This is a genomic window from Pseudomonas sp. QTF5, assembly GCF_000512695.2.
Lineage (GTDB): Bacteria > Pseudomonadota > Gammaproteobacteria > Pseudomonadales > Pseudomonadaceae > Aquipseudomonas.
This window is the reverse complement of the sequence record NZ_AZRW02000012.1, coordinates 25758-42804: the sequence shown is the minus strand read 5'-3', so window position 1 is coordinate 42804 and position 17047 is coordinate 25758. Positions and strand designations below refer to the sequence as shown.

Sequence of the window (17047 nt, the reverse complement as noted above, 5' to 3'; positions counted from 1 at the left end):
CAATGATGGAGCCAAGCAGGCAACCTATAGCGCACGAAAACTTTGCATTGGCTTTCTTCAGGCAATCGATTCTGAAACGAAACGATGAACTGTTCGGCAGTGAAATCTATGCCAAGGCGACCCAGCAAGAGATACCTCTGAATAAGGGGTATCAACTATTGCACCTCGATCACCCGCTGGCGATTTATCGCGAAGTACTCATGCGGATCCAATTAAATGCCCTCTCACAGATCGAGACCCTACCCTCTCCGTCGGCACACCTGCCCAACAAACTGTTCATGACCATGAACCAGTCCGCCTTGTTGGATAAAACGTTCATCAAGGAACTGAACGACGCTCAAGTGACACTCAGCAAGCATGAGCAACAGCTGATCCCCTGCATTAACAGCAGTTCGTTCCTGTCGTTCAACCTGAAAGAAAAACGAACCATTATCGATCATATTCATTTATTAAAAGACAATGGGATCGAGATCGCTTTCGACGGCTACGATTTAAGCGATGACAGCACTGCAAAACTGATCAGTCCGATGCTGTTCGATTACATAAAAGTGGACTTGACCAAATCCAATTTCGACATCATGGTCGACAACAATCAGGACTTTTTCAACAGGTCTTACGACCGCCTGAGCGGCATGATCCATGACAGCAAGATCAAATTCGTGGCGGACCGCGTGGAGCACAAAGCCCTACACACACTGGCTCGCAGCATGCCTTTCGACTTTTTTCAGGGGAGGTACTACTCGCCAACCGAGCTTATTTAAGTTTTGAAAATTTCACCCCACTAGGAAGGAACCTTATCGTGAACACACCAAATAACAGCTTTCTGATTTTCACGCGAGACCAACTGGCACGACAAGCAATCGAATCGCTTCTCGCCCAACGCTCGTATCAATCGTTTGAAATCGAGTCAGGCAAACTCAGCAGCGAACGCATCCGAAAGAGTCGATTCACGCACATCCTGCTCGACCAGGCGGACATATCGCTGAGCGATGTCAGTTTCATCCGTAAAAATCAAAAAGATGCGGAAATCATCCTCATAACGCCTAACGCTGAACCTTCGGAACTTCATCATTTTTCGCATTTCGGTGTTGATGGCTTTCTCAAGAAGCCAGTGGCTGACGACGAGTTCATCACGGCAGTTAGTCGGGTTAAAGAGTCCCAGGGCAATCCTGATATCTGGTGGTTTAACGCTGATGATCGAACATTAGTCAAAGAAGACATCACTATTCCATTGACCGGCACCGAATCGTTAATGCTCAACCAGCTGATCCTCAGCGATCGACGGGTCCTCAGCAAAAACGATCTTATTCTACGCATCGATAAAGACCCGGAAAACTATAGCGGCCTTGAGATGTGCCTGAGTCGGTTGCAGAAAAAGTTCAAGACGGCAGCCAATGGAGAACGGCTGATCCGCTCGGTCAGAAACCGCGGCTATTGCCTCGCACAAAGGATACGAGTCGCTTACTGATCGAGTGATCGCAAAAACAATAACAATAAATGCGACTCACTGCCCCACCTGATCCACCCACACCCACGACCTGCCTCCTTGCACTACACATCCTGATTATCGCCATCAACTCTTCCAGGTATGGCGCCCCGCTCCGCTTCATCCCTCGCCAACACGACAAACGTTTATCGAATGCTGCAATTATATAGACGACTGAGCGATATCCTCCAAACAAAAGAGCACGTCCTTTTATAACAAGGCCGCTAAAGGCATGGCCGTTATAATTCGTCTGAGACCCACAAAGATTTAGGTACTAGTATAAAACTGGACACTGAGACAACCGTATCAGCTGACTTGAAAACAAAGCCAGGATGGCCAGCCATAAGCCCCGTTATTCCCTTCTAATAATAAAAACATTTCCTGACTGACGCGCTCGCTCAGCCTTTGTGCGTGGCTGCCATTTTTTAACCGTCGACTGATACACAACGTGGCGCAGGCCCGAGGGACACCGCGATGGTACATAATCGTATTAATCGAAATAACATAACCAAAGGACTGACCTTCTGGGGGCAATGGATAATTGCCATCACTTCGGTCAATACATTGTTATTTGGTCTGGCGTTGTACCAGACAGGAGAAATCGACGCCCATTATCGTGTGCTTGCAGTACTCACGTTCCTCGGTTCGGTCCCTTCCTACTCCCTGCTGCTGGTCTATCACAAGCAGCATAGTTACCTCAGCGGCTTGGCGCGCCTGCTACTGGGATGGCTGCTGCTGCTGGCCGGGCTGACCAGTATTGGTTTTTTCAGCAAGACCAGCGAATTGTTCTCCCGGGAAATCATCGTGGTCTGGGCCACGGCCGGTTATTGCATTCAGGCCTTGCTGTACCTGCCATTGCACAGTTTTTCCAAGCACTACCAGCGGCAATTGCACAGCCAGTACAACACCCTGATTATCGGCACCGATCAACTGGCGGTTAATCTGGCAGACAAACTGACCAAAACCGAGTATCCGCCGCTGGTGGGCCTGATCAGCTCGAATCCCAACGAGCTGTCGACCCAGGTCAATGCCCACCGGGTTCTGGGCCCATTGCAGGAACTGCGTGAGCTGATCCAGGTGCACGACGTTCGGCGGCTGTATATCGCGCTGCCCTTGAGCGAGGCCAAACAGGTCGAGGCGCTGTACATCGACCTGCTCGACGCCAATGTCGATGTGGTCTGGGTTCCCGACCTGGGCAGCATGACGTTGCTCAATCACTCCATCAGCGAACTGGACGGCCTGCCTGCCATCCACCTCAATGAAAGCCCGCTGACCAGTTACCCGACAGCGGCGTTGAGCAAAACCTTGCTGGACAGAAGCCTTGCTGCCCTCGCGCTGATCGGCTTCAGCCCGCTGCTTCTGGTGATCGCCGCCGCCGTGAAGATGTCTTCCCCGGGCCCGATCATCTTCAAACAGGAACGGCACGGCTGGAACGGCAAGATCATCAAAGTCTGGAAGTTCCGCTCCATGCGCGTGCACGACGACCACCAAGTCCGCCAGGCCGGTCGCGAAGACCCGCGCATTACTGCGGTCGGACGCTTCATTCGACGCACCTCCATCGATGAATTACCGCAGTTCTTCAACGTACTGCAAGGCCATATGGCGCTGGTCGGGCCACGGCCACATGCGATCGCGCATAACGACTACTACACCGGCAAGATCCAGGCCTACATGGCCCGCCATCGAATCAAACCGGGCATCACCGGGCTAGCCCAGATCAGCGGCTGCCGTGGCGAAACCGAAACCCTGGACAAGATGCAGAAGCGTGTGGAGATCGACCTCAACTACATCAACAACTGGTCGTTGTGGCTTGATATCAAGATCCTGATCAAAACGCCCTTCACGCTCTTTTCCAAGGACATCTATTAACTGCTGCGATTCACCCGCCCTTTCTTCAGCTTGCGGCTAACAACGCTGCAGTCCGGGCAGTCAGACTTCTGACTGTCCGGAACCCCTCTTTCTCATCTCATTCGCACTCTTTTTTGTAGCCGCCGCCAAAGGCTGCGCTCTGACGAAGCAGTCGTGAATTTGGCGGCCAATCTTTATATTCTTCGTGGTGATACAGGAAACGGCCGGGGTATGAAGTCATGTATCCGAGTCGGATATATGCTCCACTTGAGTTCTTACCCCAAACAACCGGTCGGCTATCTGCCGACCTCGCTCCAGCCCTTCAGCCGTCAACCAAATCGATTTGTTCTTGTTCACCGGATTACTGATGAAACCCTGTTCATGCAATCGGTTCATGGTCTCGAAGTCGAACCCTTTCCAAGTATTGCCGTTATCGAAACTGAAGGCTGCCAACAGGGCAAGCACGGCTTCTTCAATCAGTTTATCGTCGTATTCCATGTTCGTTGCTCCGGGTTTATGGCGCGCTTATCGTGAAAATGCCTTCGCCGGCAAGCCGGACTCCTACGGGTTCGCGTCGTTCACAATATTGTAGGAGCTGGCTTGCCAGCGAAGACGGCCTCACGTCATGTAGCGCCCATGAAAACGCCTTCACCGGCAAACCGGCTCCCACGGGGTTCGGTGTCGTTCACAATATTGTAGGAGCTGGCTTGCCAGCAAAGACGGCCCCACGTCATGCAGCGCCCATGAAGCCGAACCCAGGCTCGGGTGCGGCTACAGGCATTTGACTGGATGAAGTGGCAAGAGAGGTGTTGCTGGAGGGGGATAGAGAGAGGATCTACAGTTGCAACATGCCGGCAGACTGCTTGGCATTTCGCACCTTTTCAGCGCACCCAGCACCTTGAAATCAATAACCCCATCAACACGCCGATAGTATTTGCCAGCATGTCATAGGGCGAAGCCGTGCGCAGCGGCATCAAACCCTGCGCGGCCTCGATGAGTACGCCGGTGAGCAAGCACCCCACGGCTACCCAGTGAAATTTCACAGTGGGAAAGGCCAGACGGCAGCTGCACGCAAATACCAGAAAGCCGATCCAGTGATGAAGCTTGTCCTCTTCGACGAACAGTTCCGGGATCGGCTGAGATCGCAAACCCGCGAACAGCAGAATCACCGTCACTGCGGCAAAGGCCAGGCCCCGGAGCCAGAATGGCAACTCAACCAAGCCTTTGAGCCACATGATCATTCGGTAATTTTCTCGAAGTTGTTGTAGAACAGGTCGCTGTCGCGTCCATCGGTCATGGTCTGCAGTGAGTAGGTGCGGCTCAGACGTGCACCGCCATCTCGGGTCAGCGGCGCCCAGACGATATTGGCCCGGCGCACGGTCGAGGTATTCAACAACTCGTCAAACGGGATGGATACATAAATCCCTTTGTCGAAGCTGCCCTCGCCATATTCCTCTTTCGATGCACTGGTCAGCGTGACCCAGCCGCCAAACTTCACGCCATTCTTGAACTCCCGCGACAAATCCATGGTGGTACCCCAGTCCCGCGCCAGATAACGCCCCACACTGACCGCTGCAAGCATGTCATAGGGCAACTGAGTATAGCTGGTGATATGCCCGGTCACGGTCTGGTAGTCACGCAGACCGAAGCCTTGATTGTAATCACGCTGACGCACAAAGTTCAGGTCAGCGCCCACCGACCAGCGTTTCCCCGTGGGTCGATACAGCACTTCGCTGCCGACCCCGGCATACATGGATTCCAGATAGCCGCCGTAGGCCATGCCATACAAATCCCGATCCAGTTGCACCGCATGGTTGAACTGGAACGTCGGCATCATCACGTCGGAGGTGGTCATGTATTGGCGCAGATCAGTGCGCACTCTCGGCAGCCCGCTCGGCGCGTCGTAGGTGAACTTGTCGAAGTTGTTCAGTAGGTTGGCACTGAGCAAGCCGTTCCACCAGGTATTGCGGGTGAAACGGTATTCCGCGTCGGCATCGGCGGTGAACTGATAAAGCAGTCCGTCGGGGCCGCCGATGTTCTGTTTGTAGCCCAGGCCCAAGCCGTAGCTGAACGGTTCCAGCGCCTGGGTGTAGAGCGTGGTTTCCCGGTGCGCTGTCGCCGGATTGACCTCGGTCGTACGGTGCAGATCCTTCATCGGCAGGTCGTTGTTCACGACCGCACGGAAGGTTTCCCGCGGCACGCTGGTTTCCTCAATGGACATGTCATAACGCTGGTTCACCAGGGTGAACCAGTCGATGTCCTGATTGACGCTGTTATCGAGAATCCGACTGGCTCGCCCAACGGCCTTGGCCGAATAGAAATAGCGGGACTGCTCGCCATACACCATCAGCTCCGAACCGCGCTGGGTGATGCGCTTCACTTTATAGCCGGCATTTTGCTGCAGCCGATCGGAAACATCAGCCCAGTTGACCTGGTCGGCCGGGGTCGACGGTGCCTGCACCGGCAACGACTCGGCGGGAGGGTCATACGTTTTGGCCGGTGCCTTGCGGCTGACAAAGTTGGTGTGCAAGGTGATGCCGAACATCGCCGTATTGCCACGCTCCCAGCCGGCACTCAGATCGATGCTGTCGGCCAGCTTGTAGACCACGCCAATGTTGATCGGCAGGTCTTGTTTGATCGAGTTGTCCAGCGGTTCATTCTTGTAATCATTGCCCTCGTACTCGAGCTTCAGGCTCAGCGGCGCCCACGGCGTTTGATAGGCAACCCCGCCAAACAACGAAGGATGGCCCCTGAAGTAAGCGTTGGTGTTCACGTCCCCTGCCCTGGCGACAGCCGCCGAGCTCTCTGGCCGGTCGTTGAACTTGCTGCCGAAGACCGCCAGCGGGTTACTGAAATCCCCCCGATTACCCAGATAGCCCCAGGCAATGCCGAGGCTGAAATCCAGGTTTTCATAACGCTTGTTGGCGACAAAATATTCGCTGGAAAACAAACCGGTACCGCCGATGTCCCGAGCGCCGACAGCGATCTGCGGCGCCCAGTGACTTTCTTCCCAAAGCCGCGCCTTGACGTCGATGGCCTTGTCTTTGAAGCTCTGATCGCCGCTAAAATCCTCGGGACCATAATTGCGGTTGGTGATCGCCGTATAACGAAACGATCCCTCCAGCCAATCGAGCGGCTGCAACGAAAAACTGTAGCGCGAGTAAGGATCGGTACGACTCGCGGTAGCGCTCAATTCACCTGCGGGGGCCATGCGTGCGGTGGGGGTCTGTAGCAGACCGACGCCACCAAAATCACTCTGGGTGTAACGCGGCTCACCATGGGCCAATCCACAGGGCAGGAGCAATGCAGCAGCAAAACGTAACTTAAACGGGCACTTCAAGGAGCCACCTCAGCCAAGGGTTGGGTGGCGAGAAACTCGGCCAGTTGTTGATTGAGTTCAGGGGTCGGCGTCTCGAGGTCGTCACTCCTGATCGGTACCAGAATCCTGCTGCCGGGAGCAGCTACGACGCCCTCCTCACGATTCCATGCCGCCACGCCCACGCGCCGCACCTGACCATCGGGCTGGATCAGCCACAGATAATCGCGCTCAGCGCCGTCGAGAATGGCGCAATCGCGCGCATAGGCACTCACTTCCTGCAGGGCACGGTAAGGCACCTGACAGGGCTGAATGACTGCCCCGAGAACTTCCACGGTAGAGGGGCGCATCGGGTAAATCAGACGGTCGCCGTCATCCAGCCGGGCATTGTGGGCAAACCCAACTTCCACGGCGATCGGGTCCAGCACCGCGACCTTGCGTCCGGTAACCGGCAGTCGCTCGATCTGTTCATACAGGCGCGCACTCAAATCCGCTCGCGCTTCCCTGCCATCGAGCAAGGCACCCCGTTGCACCAGTTTCAGATCGAACAGTACGCCGGCCTTTAGCCGGGCCTGCTGATCCTCCAATGAACGATGCAGCCAGGCCGCCCCCAGCCAATAACTCTCGGCGTTGGGTTGGGCGTTGTGAATGGCATCCAGCAAACGTGCCCCAGGTTTGACATCAAAGTCGCCCGGGCTGCGCACATCACCGCTGACCGTGACGCCAGCGTGCCCCACGCCCGGGCCGATCAAGAGCAAGCCAAGCAATAGAAGGTTCGGACACTTCACCGGCCAGCTCCCCGATCAGGGCGCAACTGCACGATTTTGAGGAACAGCTGCGGCGTCAGATGCTGCTCGCTGCGCAGGATAAAACCGTCCTGGGGGTCGACCCAGTAACGGTTGGTAGCGTGAAAATTCAGGGTGGGTGCATCCACCTGCTCGTCGATGCGCAGCAAGGCGTAATCCTTGTCCAGAATGCGGATGGTCTCGATGTCGTGGGTGCTGAAACGGCTATTGACCGCGATGCCGATGCGGTTGCCGTCGTAGATGTCGATCCAGCGCGTACTGACATAGCCGTTGGGTAAATGCTGAAGGCCGCGCTTGAACGGCGACTCATCATCGAAGTGAGTACCATCCAGGGAAACACCCAGCCCAACGGTGCGCACCACCAGACCGTCGCGCATCATCAGTACTTGCTTGCCGGAAGCGACCCAGAACTGCAGATCGCCACGCCGGCGAGCCATGGCCATCACCCCCTCGCTAGAGGTGGTGGTGACCAGAATCTGCGGATACGGCACGGCGTCGACCTGAGCACGGGTCAAGTGGATGGAGGCAGGCCCCGCGACGGAAGCGCCAAGGGTGTCCCAGGAAGCCTTCATCAACGGATTACACCCGCACAGCAAGAGCGCCATCGTCAGACAGGCGCAGGTAGGCAAAATTTTCACGGCGGGATAGAGCCTTATCTGCTGTTAGCTTCGCTGAGGTTATTAACAGAGCTGGCGCCGGTCCCGAGGACTGCGGCCGTAGGCAGAAGCTGGCTGATCAGACGGTTCCAGCGTGTCACGCCGGCCGGGCCAACGTAGACGATGTCTTGCGGCTGCAAATCGAAACGGGTGGCCAGCACCAGGGCCGAAGGGGATTCGGCATCGAGCTGGAATACTTTGGCCGGCTCGGTTTCCAGATTGTCCGCGCCGCGAATCACGTACACCGCGTTGCCATTGGAAGTGGTCTGGTTCAAGCCTCCTACAGTGCCCAGAGCATCGGTCAGGTTGATCGATTTGCTCTTGAAGCTCAGCGCGCGAGGCTGGTTGACCTCACCCATGACATAGATTCGCTTTTGGTCGTTATAAGGCAAGTACAACCGGTCGCCACCCTTGAGGTAAACGCCCTGCAGCTGTGCGTCCGGGCGATTGAGCATGTCCAGATCCAGCTTGTATTCGCGCCCGTCACGGGTCAGCGTCAGGCCCGACAAATCTGCGTTCAACGGGTCCACACCGGCCGCGCCAACGGCCTCCACCACACTCAACGGGTTGGTGGTGATCGGTTGCTGGCCAGCTTTGAGTACCGCACCGGAAACCACCACGGTTTGGCTGGCGAAACGCAAAACGCTGACGTCAACCTGTGGGCTTTCGACAAATTGCGATAAACGCTCGGCGATATAGGCTCGCAGCTCTTCAATGGTTTTACCCGCGGCCGGAATATTACCGATGTAGGGATAAAACAGCGTGCCGTCCGGGCGCACCAGACGACCGTTGGCATCGATTTGTTGTTGCGGGCCAGAAGGCGCTGTCAACTCGGGATGATCCCAGACTGTGATAAACAACAGGTCATTGGCACCCACGCGATAACCGCCAGGCACATAGGAGGACAATGCTGCGGGAACCGATTCGCGAACTTGCGTGGCGGCATCCATGGCAATCAATTTAGGCGTGATCGGAATAAGCTCCACCCGGCTACTTTCCGGAGAACCGTCACTGACCATTTGACTGGTGTCCATGTGTTGACCAGGCGAAAACATACAGCCGTGCAAGCTGATGCTTGCCAGCATAACAACAGATAATCTACGGATCATAAATGGCACTACGCTAGTCGAGGGCAAATCTAAAACAAGATCACCCAGAGAACTCTGAGTGATCTTGAACAACACACTTCGCGGGGTATTAGTTGGTACCGGTCGTACCGCCAGTGCCGGTGGTGCCACCTGTGCCAGAGGTACCGCCATTGGAGTTGCCACCGGAGTTTGAAGCAGCCGCAGCAACGCCAAGAACGGCCGCGCCGATCAGCACGGTTTCGGCGACCGTCACCTCCCCGACCAGCGGGGTGTTCAAGGTAAGTGGCTCGTTTACCGGTTTACTCGGTGGTTCATCCGCTGCCAATGCCGCGGTGCTCATGACAGCCAGCAAGCCGGCCGTAAGTAGCTTCTTCATGTCAGACTCCTTCTCGTCATCAAACTTTCATTAGAGTTGATACTAAGGGACCGGGAATGGAACAGCAGAACGAATAAAACCGGCCCATTGAACCAGCCAGTTCATACCATCGCCTCCGCTGAAGGATGTCATTTATAGGCATTACTTGCCATATGCCAAACCTGGTCACCTCACGGGTAAAGCATTTACATAAGACAGTGACAACTGGAAATTTAGCGCATTTTTTAAGACGTTGCCGCCGAAATTATGGTTTTTTCACGAAAAATCCCGGATGCAACTCATCCCTCTTTTGCGCCGATTGTTATTATTAGTCAGTATTTTCACAGCATCCAGTCCGCAAGATTCCAGTGCGTCAGGAGCCTCATTGTTAAATAACATCAGGTCATAAAGAGTTAATGTTAATTATAGACAATGATGGGTCAGTCATTCCCCGTTCAACACCGCGCGCAACCTTGGATTGCGCTGGTCTTTTTCCGAAAGTTGGGGCGATTCTAAAGGCCAGGCAATGCCCAGCTCCGGATCATTCCAGAGCAACCCACCCTCATCCTCGGGAAAATACAGGTCAGTGCATTTGTATTGAAAATCGGCGATATCGCTGAGCACGCAAAAGCCGTGGGCATAACCTGGCGGCACCCATAGCTGAAGATGGTTGTCGGCGGTCAACTTGACCCCCACATGTTCACCACATGTCGGGGATTCAGGATTGATGTCTACCACCACGTCGTACACTGCCCCTTGGGTGACTCGCACCAACTTGCCCTGGGGCCGAGTCCGCTGGAAGTGCAAACCACGTAACACCCCATACTGCGAGCGCGAGTGATTGTCCTGGACGAAAGGCAAGTCGATGCCGGCGTCGCGATAACGCTGCTCATGATAGCTCTCGAGAAAGAACCCGCGAGCATCGCCAAACACCTTGGGCTCGATAATCAATACGCCGGGTAACCGGGTGTTGATGACATTCATTTCGCAGGCTCCGTCGCCAGTACCCGCGCCAGGTATTGGCCATAACCGGTTTTGTGCAGCGCGGTTGCTTGCTGATCCAGCTGCGCGGCCGACAACCACCCCTGGTGGTAAGCCACTTCTTCAAGGCAAGCCACTTTCAAGCCCTGCCGCGCTTCAATGGTCTGAACGAAATGCCCGGCCTCCATCAACGAATCATGGGTGCCGGTGTCCAGCCAGGCAAAACCACGCCCCAGCACACTGACATGCAGATCCCCACGCTGCAGATACGCGTTGTTCACGTCAGTGATTTCAAGCTCGCCGCGGATCGAAGGTTTGACTTGCTTGGCAATGCTCACCACGTCTTTGTCATAGAAATACAAGCCGGTGACGGCATGGTCGGACTTCGGATGTTTCGGCTTCTCTTCGATCGAGATCGCCTTGCCTTCGCTGTCGAACTCAACAACGCCAAAACGCTCCGGATCGCTGACGCGATAACCGAAGACGGTCGCCCCAGACTGTCGTTGAGACGCTTCGCGCAACAAGGCGCTGAAGCCATAACCGTAGAAGATGTTGTCGCCCAGAATCAGCGCCACATTACTGTCGCCGATAAAGTCCTCGCCGATCAGAAAGGCTTGAGCCAGACCATCGGGAGAAGGTTGTTCGGCATAACTGAGTTCAATGCCGAAAGAAGAGCCGTCACCCAACAGGTTCTGGAAGTTGGGCAAATCCTGCGGCGTGGAAATAATCAATATCTCGCGAATGCCTGCCAGCATTAATACCGACAGCGGATAATAAATCATCGGCTTGTCGTAGACCGGAAGCAGCTGTTTGGATACACCACGAGTAATAGGATGCAAGCGAGTGCCGGAGCCGCCCGCCAGAATGATGCCTTTCATATGAGGATTCCTTTCAAAGTTTAATAGTGGCAGGGTTTGAATGGTTCAACCGATATGGCCAAGACGCTCCGGGCGGTACTCACCGCTAAGGACCCTTTGCCACCACCCTTGATGCTCCAGATACCACTGAACCGTTTTGCGTATACCGCTTTCAAAGGTTTCCTGTGGTTGCCAACCGAGTTCACGCTCGATCTTGCTCGCATCGATGGCGTAACGAAGATCATGCCCGGGGCGATCGGCGACGAAGGTGATCAGTTCCTTATAAGAGCCCAGCTCCCCATCGCGTGGGCGCAGCTCATCAAGCAGCTCGCAGATGGTTTCCACCACTTGCAGGTTGCGCTTCTCATTGTGCCCGCCGATGTTGTAGGTTTCGCCCACAGTGCCGCGCGACACCACTTCGAACAGCGCTCGGGCATGGTCCTCGACAAACAGCCAGTCGCGGATCTGCGAGCCATCGCCATATACCGGCAGCGGCTTGCCGTGGATGGCATTGAGAATCACATGGGGGATCAGCTTCTCGGGGAAGTGGAAAGGCCCGTAGTTGTTCGAGCAGTTCGTGACCAGCACCGGCAGGCCATACGTGCGGTGCCAGGCGCGCACCAAATGGTCGGAGCCAGCCTTAGATGCCGAGTATGGCGAGCTCGGCTCGTAGGGCGTGGTTTCGGTGAACAGGTCGTCGGTGCCTTCCAGGTCGCCATAGACTTCATCGGTGGAGATATGGTGGAAGCGAAAGCCCTGTTTCTGCTCCGCCGCCAGTCCCGACCAATAGCGACGGCTGGCTTCCAGCATGCTGTAGGTGCCGACGATGTTGGTCTGGATGAAGTCCGATGGGCTGTCGATGGAACGGTCTACATGAGACTCGGCCGCCAGATGCATCACCGCATCGGGCTGAAAACGCGCGAACAACTCGTGCAGCGCCTCGGTGTCGCAGATATCCACCTGCTGGAATTCATACCGGGGGCTGCCCGCCACCGACGCCAGGGACTCGGTATTGCCGGCGTAGGTGAGCTTGTCGATATTGAGCACACTCACATCGGTGTTGTCGATCAGATGGCGAACGACGGCAGAGCCGATAAAACCGGCACCGCCGGTGACGATAATACGTTGGGTCACTTGCTGTACTCCTTGGGGTACCACTGGATCAGTAATTTTTCATATTGGGAAAGGATGTTTTCCCAGGTGAACTTTTCGTTGAAGCGGCGGGTGCTTTCAGCCTTCATCGCTGCGATCAAATGGTTGTGGTCGTCGCGCAAGTACTTCTCGAACAACTTGGCACAGTCGTGCTCGTCGTCGAAGTACACCGCCGCATCACCGGCGACCCAACGGTTGAAATGGTTGTTATGGGCAATCACCGAGCAGCCGGCACCCAATGCCTCCACCAGCGAAGGGTTGGTGCCCCCGACCTGATGGCCATGGATGTAAAAGCGGCTGAAAAACCGCAGGGCCTGGACCACCGCCGCCTCATAGATGGCGCCGGGGAAGATCACTTCCTCGCCGGCTGCGTCCATCACCCGCTTGTGGTACTCATTCTTCTCTGGCGTGAAGTTGCCCAGCACAACCAACTTATGGTTACGGCGCTTGCTACTAAAGGCCTTGACGACCTGCAGAAAGGAGTTCTCCGGTTCCGGCCGGGCGATAACTACGGAGAAACCATGGGGCTCGAGGCCAAAACCGGCCAGCACGGCCGGGTCTGCCTCGTTCACCCGGTCCCCGCCATAGGGGATCATGGTGATCTTCGAATCCTTGACCCGGGTGGCCAGGTGATCCTTGATTTTCGGATGATCGGCCACCAGATGGTTGCCGAACCAGCAACCTGCCCGCTCATTTAGCCAAAACCAGGTTTTGGCAATCAAACCCCACTTTTCGCGCTTCCATTCAATGCCATCCATATTGATGACATTAGTTTGGCCCTTTATGCGTTGAAGAATATTGAAGACAGCTGTGTTGTAACCGAGGGTCAAAAAAAGACCATCTTGGCCCAATGCGTGGACAGTTGCTTTCCAGTCGAAAATCATGGTTCCAGCGACCCCCGTATTGGCGGACGGGATATGTATTCGTTGAACGCTACGCCATTCGGTAGTGGAGATCCCGCCACTGCCTTTTTCTTGGCAATAAACGGTGACCTTCCAACCATTATTTGTTAAGTAAAGTGCGAGTTTCTCTGCGAAGGTTTCGAATCCGCCATGCTGAGCTGGAATACCTCGTATGCCCAATATATGAATTTTTTTATCAACCCCCATACACCCCCCTCCAATTAACGATATAAACAACAAACCTTCATTTTAAAAAATTTCTCCTTATCGCATCTAAATATTTAAACCTATACTTTTTCGTTGGCTCTATATACGACCCCTCGCCATACTCATTCCAACAGCATATAATCACAGTATTGTGGGTTTTTTCTTTATTGGAACGAGCAGTAGTTATAGCTTCATGTATATGATGATCAAATTCGTCTGGCGTGCTGATAGAACTATCGTGGAGAGGATCAGCACTCCCACCCCACGGCCTTCGGTCCCAACCGGAGGTAGCTGGCACAAGGAACGGCAGAGGCGAATTGTTAATCATCCAGCTCCAATTTTCCTGATAAGCATCAGACAACTCAGTATAAGAACGAGACTGCTTGTATAAGCTCTGCTTTAAAACAGGAGCAGATTGGTAGTTATAAGCAGTTAACGCATCATAAGTTGCATCAGGTAATATTTTCTTAACAACGTTATCGATCGGCGCCGTATTGGATATAAAATATATACCCTTAAATCCTTCATTTCTTGCCTGTTGACGGGCTCGGGCTAACAAGCTTTTGGTACTCTCTCCAAATTGTTTTGCATGTTTTTCAAGAGACTCTGGTGAAAAAATTACTACGACCGGCTCACTATTGATTTTCTTATAATTGCTATTGACAAAATAGTTTTTTAGCCAATATGCAACAATCTCATCAAACTGTCTTAAACTTGATGGTGTATCAGTGTGATTTGCCCATAAGATCGCAAAATCAATATCTGTTGTTTTACTGTGCTCTATAAATGAATCAATAGCGTGGTTTAGAGTCACCCCATATTTCGGGACCCAATACCAGTCATATACTACGAAATCAATGTGATTGTCTTTCATCCACATTAACTGCTTAGCAGTTACATCTTTTGATCCATCCTTATACCAGCCAAGCAATGGTTCTTTATCAGGGAACCTTTTTATTAAATCCCATGGCGGACGCTTGATCAATGGAGCCTCCTGCTTCCAGCCTGGAAAATAATACACGCCTATACTGGTAGCTTCTTCACCAAAGCAACTGTTGAGCAGAATAAAAAAGATCGCGACAGTGCGAAAAAACTGTTTCGCAAAAAAACCAACAGCCCTTGCACCCAAACTTTTCATAGGCTAACTCTCCACAGCCTTCCAGTCTTTCAACCTTCCAAAAATAAAGGATAATAGCAGAGCTACATTTCGATCTAGTTTATGCATGCTAATACCTGAGGAAAAACATTTCGACAAACCCAAAACGACTGAACCACTTCTCAACCCAACAGTTAAAGATAATAATTTCCGTTGAGAAGGTGTTACTCTCCAACCGTAACACTCATTAAAACTAGCAGCCTGCAATATGACTCTGTTTAGATATTTTTGAGCTTTTAACCATGGTTTTTGATTATATAGAAGTCGTAGATAATGCCGAAAGCCGGAATCTTTGGCACCTAGACAATTACCTCCATGCTGGCGATAAAGAATAGTGGGCTTATCCAAATAAGTGATTTTACCTAAACTAGATGCGACCAACGCCAACCACCAGTCGTGCATCATTATGTTATTCGGTGTAGCAAATGCGGATAGTTTACTTTCTTCGAGTAGTTTTTTATTCGCCGCAATTGTGCATCCAACAACGACATTCTGAATTAATAGTTTTGAAAAATTGACTCCTTTTATAGGATCAAATCTACTCTTCTCCATAAAAGAGCTTGACATCTCTTCCAAATGCTCGTCGACGACCTTTAGATCAGTAAATACTAAATGTGGCCCATCATATGACTTGAGAATTTTTATGCTGTCATAAACCTTATTTGGCAACCAAACATCATCTTGATCGCAAAACATAAAATATTCTGTTTCAACACAAGCTAAAAGCTTAATGAATGATCCGGCGGGACCTTGGTTTCCATAACCATCAGCAATTATCTGCACCCGTGCATCTTTTACCGAATAAGATTTTACAATTTCAAGCGTGCTATCAGAAGAACCATCATCCCTTACAAGCAACACCCAATCTTGGTATTGTTGTTGAACGATAGAATCTATCTGTTCTCTTAGATACTTCTCACCGTTATATGTTGAAAGCAGGATAGTCACAGAACCACTTGAATTAGCCATCTCGTCGCCCCTTACTAAAAATTCATAAACCTTTGTTTTTTTGAAAGACTTCAAGTTTAGTTATAAGCGCAAAATATACATACGCCAACGTAAACACTTCAAAGGTACTTAATACAGCACAAAATATTAAAAACCCAAACAGCGATATTGAAAGACCGTCCGACACATTACTATACGGCGACTCTAACTTAGCCGTAAGCTTTCTTGCCTTCCTATAATAAGCCACCACTATACAAACAAAAAATATAAACGCAGGCAATCCGGAATCAGCTGCAATTGTTAGGTAGTAGTTATCAACTGACTTTTCACCCGTTGTGACATTTGAACTTGCAACATGATCCACAGCCAACCCAGGACCCCATCCTACCAGTGGATGTTTTTCAAATGTCTCCAGCCCAAGATTAAACTGATCAATTCTCGCTTGAGTGCTCATTGACTCAGAATCACTTTGCCTTTCAAGTGTAATACTCGCAAAATTATATGCGACTGGAATACACGTAAAAACAACAGCAATCATGACAAACGATCTAACAATGGGCATTATCTCTCGTTGATTTTTTAGGTCCCGGATCAATTTAAACAAAAACATAAGCCCAAGCTGAAGTATAAAAATAAGGACTCCAGCTCTCGACCCAGTCGAAATCAGCGTATATGTTCCAAGCAATAAAACTGTGACAGAAGCAAGCTTTATATGCTTACTGACTTTTATTTTTAAAAACAAAATCGCCACTGGAATAGTTAATATTAAGTATTCAGCCAATACTAACGGATGTAAGAAACCAGCCTGAACTCTGTAAGTCCCCCTAATTTTTTCTGTTAACGCCGATGCAACATACCCCGTTTCCATTGCACTTCTAGGAACTAAATTATAAAACATATTAGCTTGGATTAAAGACTCAATAACCCCAATCACAGAGACTATGACCGCGCCATACAACACAAACTTAAGCGCTTCAATTATCTTCTTTTTATTTGACACCAACAAAATGGTCATCATAAAAAAAGAATACTGCAAAAGAATATCTAAAGTAGCAATAAAAACTGAATATATAGGATCTTCTGAAAAAACAGATGATATTAATCGCCATAAAAAGAACAAACTTACAAAAACGACCGCACGTGAGCTTTCGCGAAAACTTCTATACGCGATCGTCATATTTTTTGGCGAAGCCAACATTGAAAATATCGTCAATACTATCAATAATAATGCGTACACCCTCTGAATATTAAGTATAGGTAGACCCGAAACTTTAAGACCCGCATACGTT

17 protein-coding genes are annotated in these 17047 nt (G+C 51.9%); 3 read left to right on the top strand and 14 right to left on the bottom strand.

From position 1 onward, the window contains the following. Nucleotides 1-2 precede the first annotated feature (2 nt). The 3 genes from IC37_RS12195 to IC37_RS12185 all read left to right on the top strand — a co-directional run bounded on the left by IC37_RS12195 (nt 3) and on the right by IC37_RS12185 (nt 3355). On the top strand, nt 3-761 hold the full coding sequence (locus IC37_RS12195; RefSeq protein ID WP_256580719.1) for an EAL domain-containing protein: 759 nt from the start codon (nt 3-5) through the stop codon (nt 759-761). A gap of 38 nt (nt 762-799) precedes the next feature. After that, nucleotides 800-1468 (top strand): response regulator, encoded by a 669-nt coding sequence (locus tag IC37_RS12190; RefSeq protein WP_030132076.1) that lies wholly within the window; start codon nt 800-802, stop codon nt 1466-1468. 492 nt (nt 1469-1960) lie between these two features. Then, the gene (locus IC37_RS12185; protein ID WP_030132075.1) at nt 1961-3355 is read left to right on the top strand and encodes an undecaprenyl-phosphate glucose phosphotransferase; all 1395 of its coding nucleotides are present in this window, start codon (nt 1961-1963) and stop codon (nt 3353-3355) included. A 216-nt stretch (nt 3356-3571) separates the two neighbouring features. On the opposite strand, the gene IC37_RS12180 is transcribed toward IC37_RS12185, so the two are convergent. From IC37_RS12180 to IC37_RS12115, 14 genes are all read right to left on the bottom strand, one after another. After that, a complete protein-coding gene (locus tag IC37_RS12180; protein ID WP_030132074.1) occupies nt 3572-3832 on the bottom strand; it encodes a DUF6429 family protein in 261 nt (86 codons plus the stop codon). Nucleotides 3833-4215: 383 nt separating this feature from the next. Continuing rightward, complete coding sequence (locus tag IC37_RS12175; RefSeq protein ID WP_030132073.1) at nt 4216-4575, bottom strand: VanZ family protein; 360 nt, start codon at nt 4573-4575, stop codon at nt 4216-4218. Further along, complete coding sequence (locus tag IC37_RS12170; RefSeq protein ID WP_030132072.1) at nt 4572-6674, bottom strand: YjbH domain-containing protein; 2103 nt, start codon at nt 6672-6674, stop codon at nt 4572-4574. The genes IC37_RS12175 and IC37_RS12170 overlap by 4 nt, the downstream gene beginning before the upstream one ends. Beyond that, entirely contained in the window at nt 6671-7438 is a 768-nt protein-coding gene (locus IC37_RS12165) for a capsule biosynthesis GfcC family protein (RefSeq protein ID WP_030132071.1), read from the bottom strand. The genes IC37_RS12170 and IC37_RS12165 overlap by 4 nt, the downstream gene beginning before the upstream one ends. Next, entirely contained in the window at nt 7435-8094 is a 660-nt protein-coding gene (locus IC37_RS12160) for a YjbF family lipoprotein (protein WP_033865022.1), read from the bottom strand. Before IC37_RS12160 ends, IC37_RS12165 begins: the two co-directional genes overlap by 4 nt. A gap of 14 nt (nt 8095-8108) precedes the next feature. Continuing rightward, nucleotides 8109-9221, bottom strand: a complete 1113-nt coding sequence (locus IC37_RS12155; RefSeq protein WP_177409393.1) for a polysaccharide biosynthesis/export family protein — start codon at nt 9219-9221, stop codon at nt 8109-8111. 88 nt (nt 9222-9309) lie between these two features. Beyond that, nucleotides 9310-9576: a hypothetical protein gene (locus IC37_RS12150; protein WP_030132068.1), complete on the bottom strand. Its 267-nt coding sequence runs from the start codon at nt 9574-9576 to the stop codon at nt 9310-9312. Nucleotides 9577-9999: 423 nt separating this feature from the next. Next, nucleotides 10000-10539 (bottom strand): dTDP-4-dehydrorhamnose 3,5-epimerase, encoded by a 540-nt coding sequence (gene rfbC / locus IC37_RS12145; RefSeq protein ID WP_030132067.1) that lies wholly within the window; start codon nt 10537-10539, stop codon nt 10000-10002. Next, a complete protein-coding gene (rfbA, locus tag IC37_RS12140; RefSeq protein WP_030132066.1) occupies nt 10536-11414 on the bottom strand; it encodes a glucose-1-phosphate thymidylyltransferase RfbA in 879 nt (292 codons plus the stop codon). Before rfbA ends, rfbC begins: the two co-directional genes overlap by 4 nt. Nucleotides 11415-11459: 45 nt before the next feature. Next, nucleotides 11460-12527 (bottom strand): dTDP-glucose 4,6-dehydratase, encoded by a 1068-nt coding sequence (gene rfbB / locus IC37_RS12135; protein ID WP_030132065.1) that lies wholly within the window; start codon nt 12525-12527, stop codon nt 11460-11462. After that, nucleotides 12524-13654 carry a DUF1972 domain-containing protein gene (locus IC37_RS12130; protein WP_030132064.1) on the bottom strand — a complete coding sequence of 377 codons (1131 nt, stop codon included), beginning with the start codon at nt 13652-13654 and terminating at the stop codon, nt 12524-12526. Before IC37_RS12130 ends, rfbB begins: the two co-directional genes overlap by 4 nt. A gap of 37 nt (nt 13655-13691) precedes the next feature. Continuing rightward, nucleotides 13692-14792: a glycoside hydrolase family 99-like domain-containing protein gene (locus IC37_RS12125; protein ID WP_081729414.1), complete on the bottom strand. Its 1101-nt coding sequence runs from the start codon at nt 14790-14792 to the stop codon at nt 13692-13694. A 3-nt stretch (nt 14793-14795) separates the two neighbouring features. Further along, a complete protein-coding gene (locus tag IC37_RS12120) occupies nt 14796-15779 on the bottom strand; it encodes a glycosyltransferase family 2 protein (protein WP_081729413.1) in 984 nt (327 codons plus the stop codon). Between the two features lie 22 nt (nt 15780-15801). Then, entirely contained in the window at nt 15802-16956 is a 1155-nt protein-coding gene (locus IC37_RS12115; protein ID WP_158225660.1) for an O-antigen ligase, read from the bottom strand. Nucleotides 16957-17047 lie beyond the last annotated feature (91 nt).

Excerpts from the sequence above, each read along its gene's own strand:
- IC37_RS12195 (WP_256580719.1), top strand. The coding sequence starts at position 3 with ATGATGGAGCCAAGCAGGCAACCTATAGCGCACGAAAACTTTGCATTG.
- IC37_RS12185 (WP_030132075.1), top strand. The coding sequence starts at position 1,961 with ATGGTACATAATCGTATTAATCGAAATAACATAACCAAAGGACTGACC.
- IC37_RS12180 (WP_030132074.1), bottom strand. The coding sequence starts at position 3,832 with ATGGAATACGACGATAAACTGATTGAAGAAGCCGTGCTTGCCCTGTTG.
- IC37_RS12175 (WP_030132073.1), bottom strand. The coding sequence starts at position 4,575 with ATGATCATGTGGCTCAAAGGCTTGGTTGAGTTGCCATTCTGGCTCCGG.
- IC37_RS12155 (WP_177409393.1), bottom strand. The coding sequence starts at position 9,221 with ATGATCCGTAGATTATCTGTTGTTATGCTGGCAAGCATCAGCTTGCAC.
- IC37_RS12150 (WP_030132068.1), bottom strand. The coding sequence starts at position 9,576 with ATGAAGAAGCTACTTACGGCCGGCTTGCTGGCTGTCATGAGCACCGCG.
- rfbC (WP_030132067.1), bottom strand. The coding sequence starts at position 10,539 with ATGAATGTCATCAACACCCGGTTACCCGGCGTATTGATTATCGAGCCC.
- rfbA (WP_030132066.1), bottom strand. The coding sequence starts at position 11,414 with ATGAAAGGCATCATTCTGGCGGGCGGCTCCGGCACTCGCTTGCATCCT.
- IC37_RS12130 (WP_030132064.1), bottom strand. The coding sequence starts at position 13,654 with ATGGGGGTTGATAAAAAAATTCATATATTGGGCATACGAGGTATTCCA.
- IC37_RS12125 (WP_081729414.1), bottom strand. The coding sequence starts at position 14,792 with ATGAAAAGTTTGGGTGCAAGGGCTGTTGGTTTTTTTGCGAAACAGTTT.
- IC37_RS12120 (WP_081729413.1), bottom strand. The coding sequence starts at position 15,779 with ATGGCTAATTCAAGTGGTTCTGTGACTATCCTGCTTTCAACATATAAC.
- IC37_RS12115 (WP_158225660.1), bottom strand. The coding sequence starts at position 16,956 with ATGTTGGCTTCGCCAAAAAATATGACGATCGCGTATAGAAGTTTTCGC.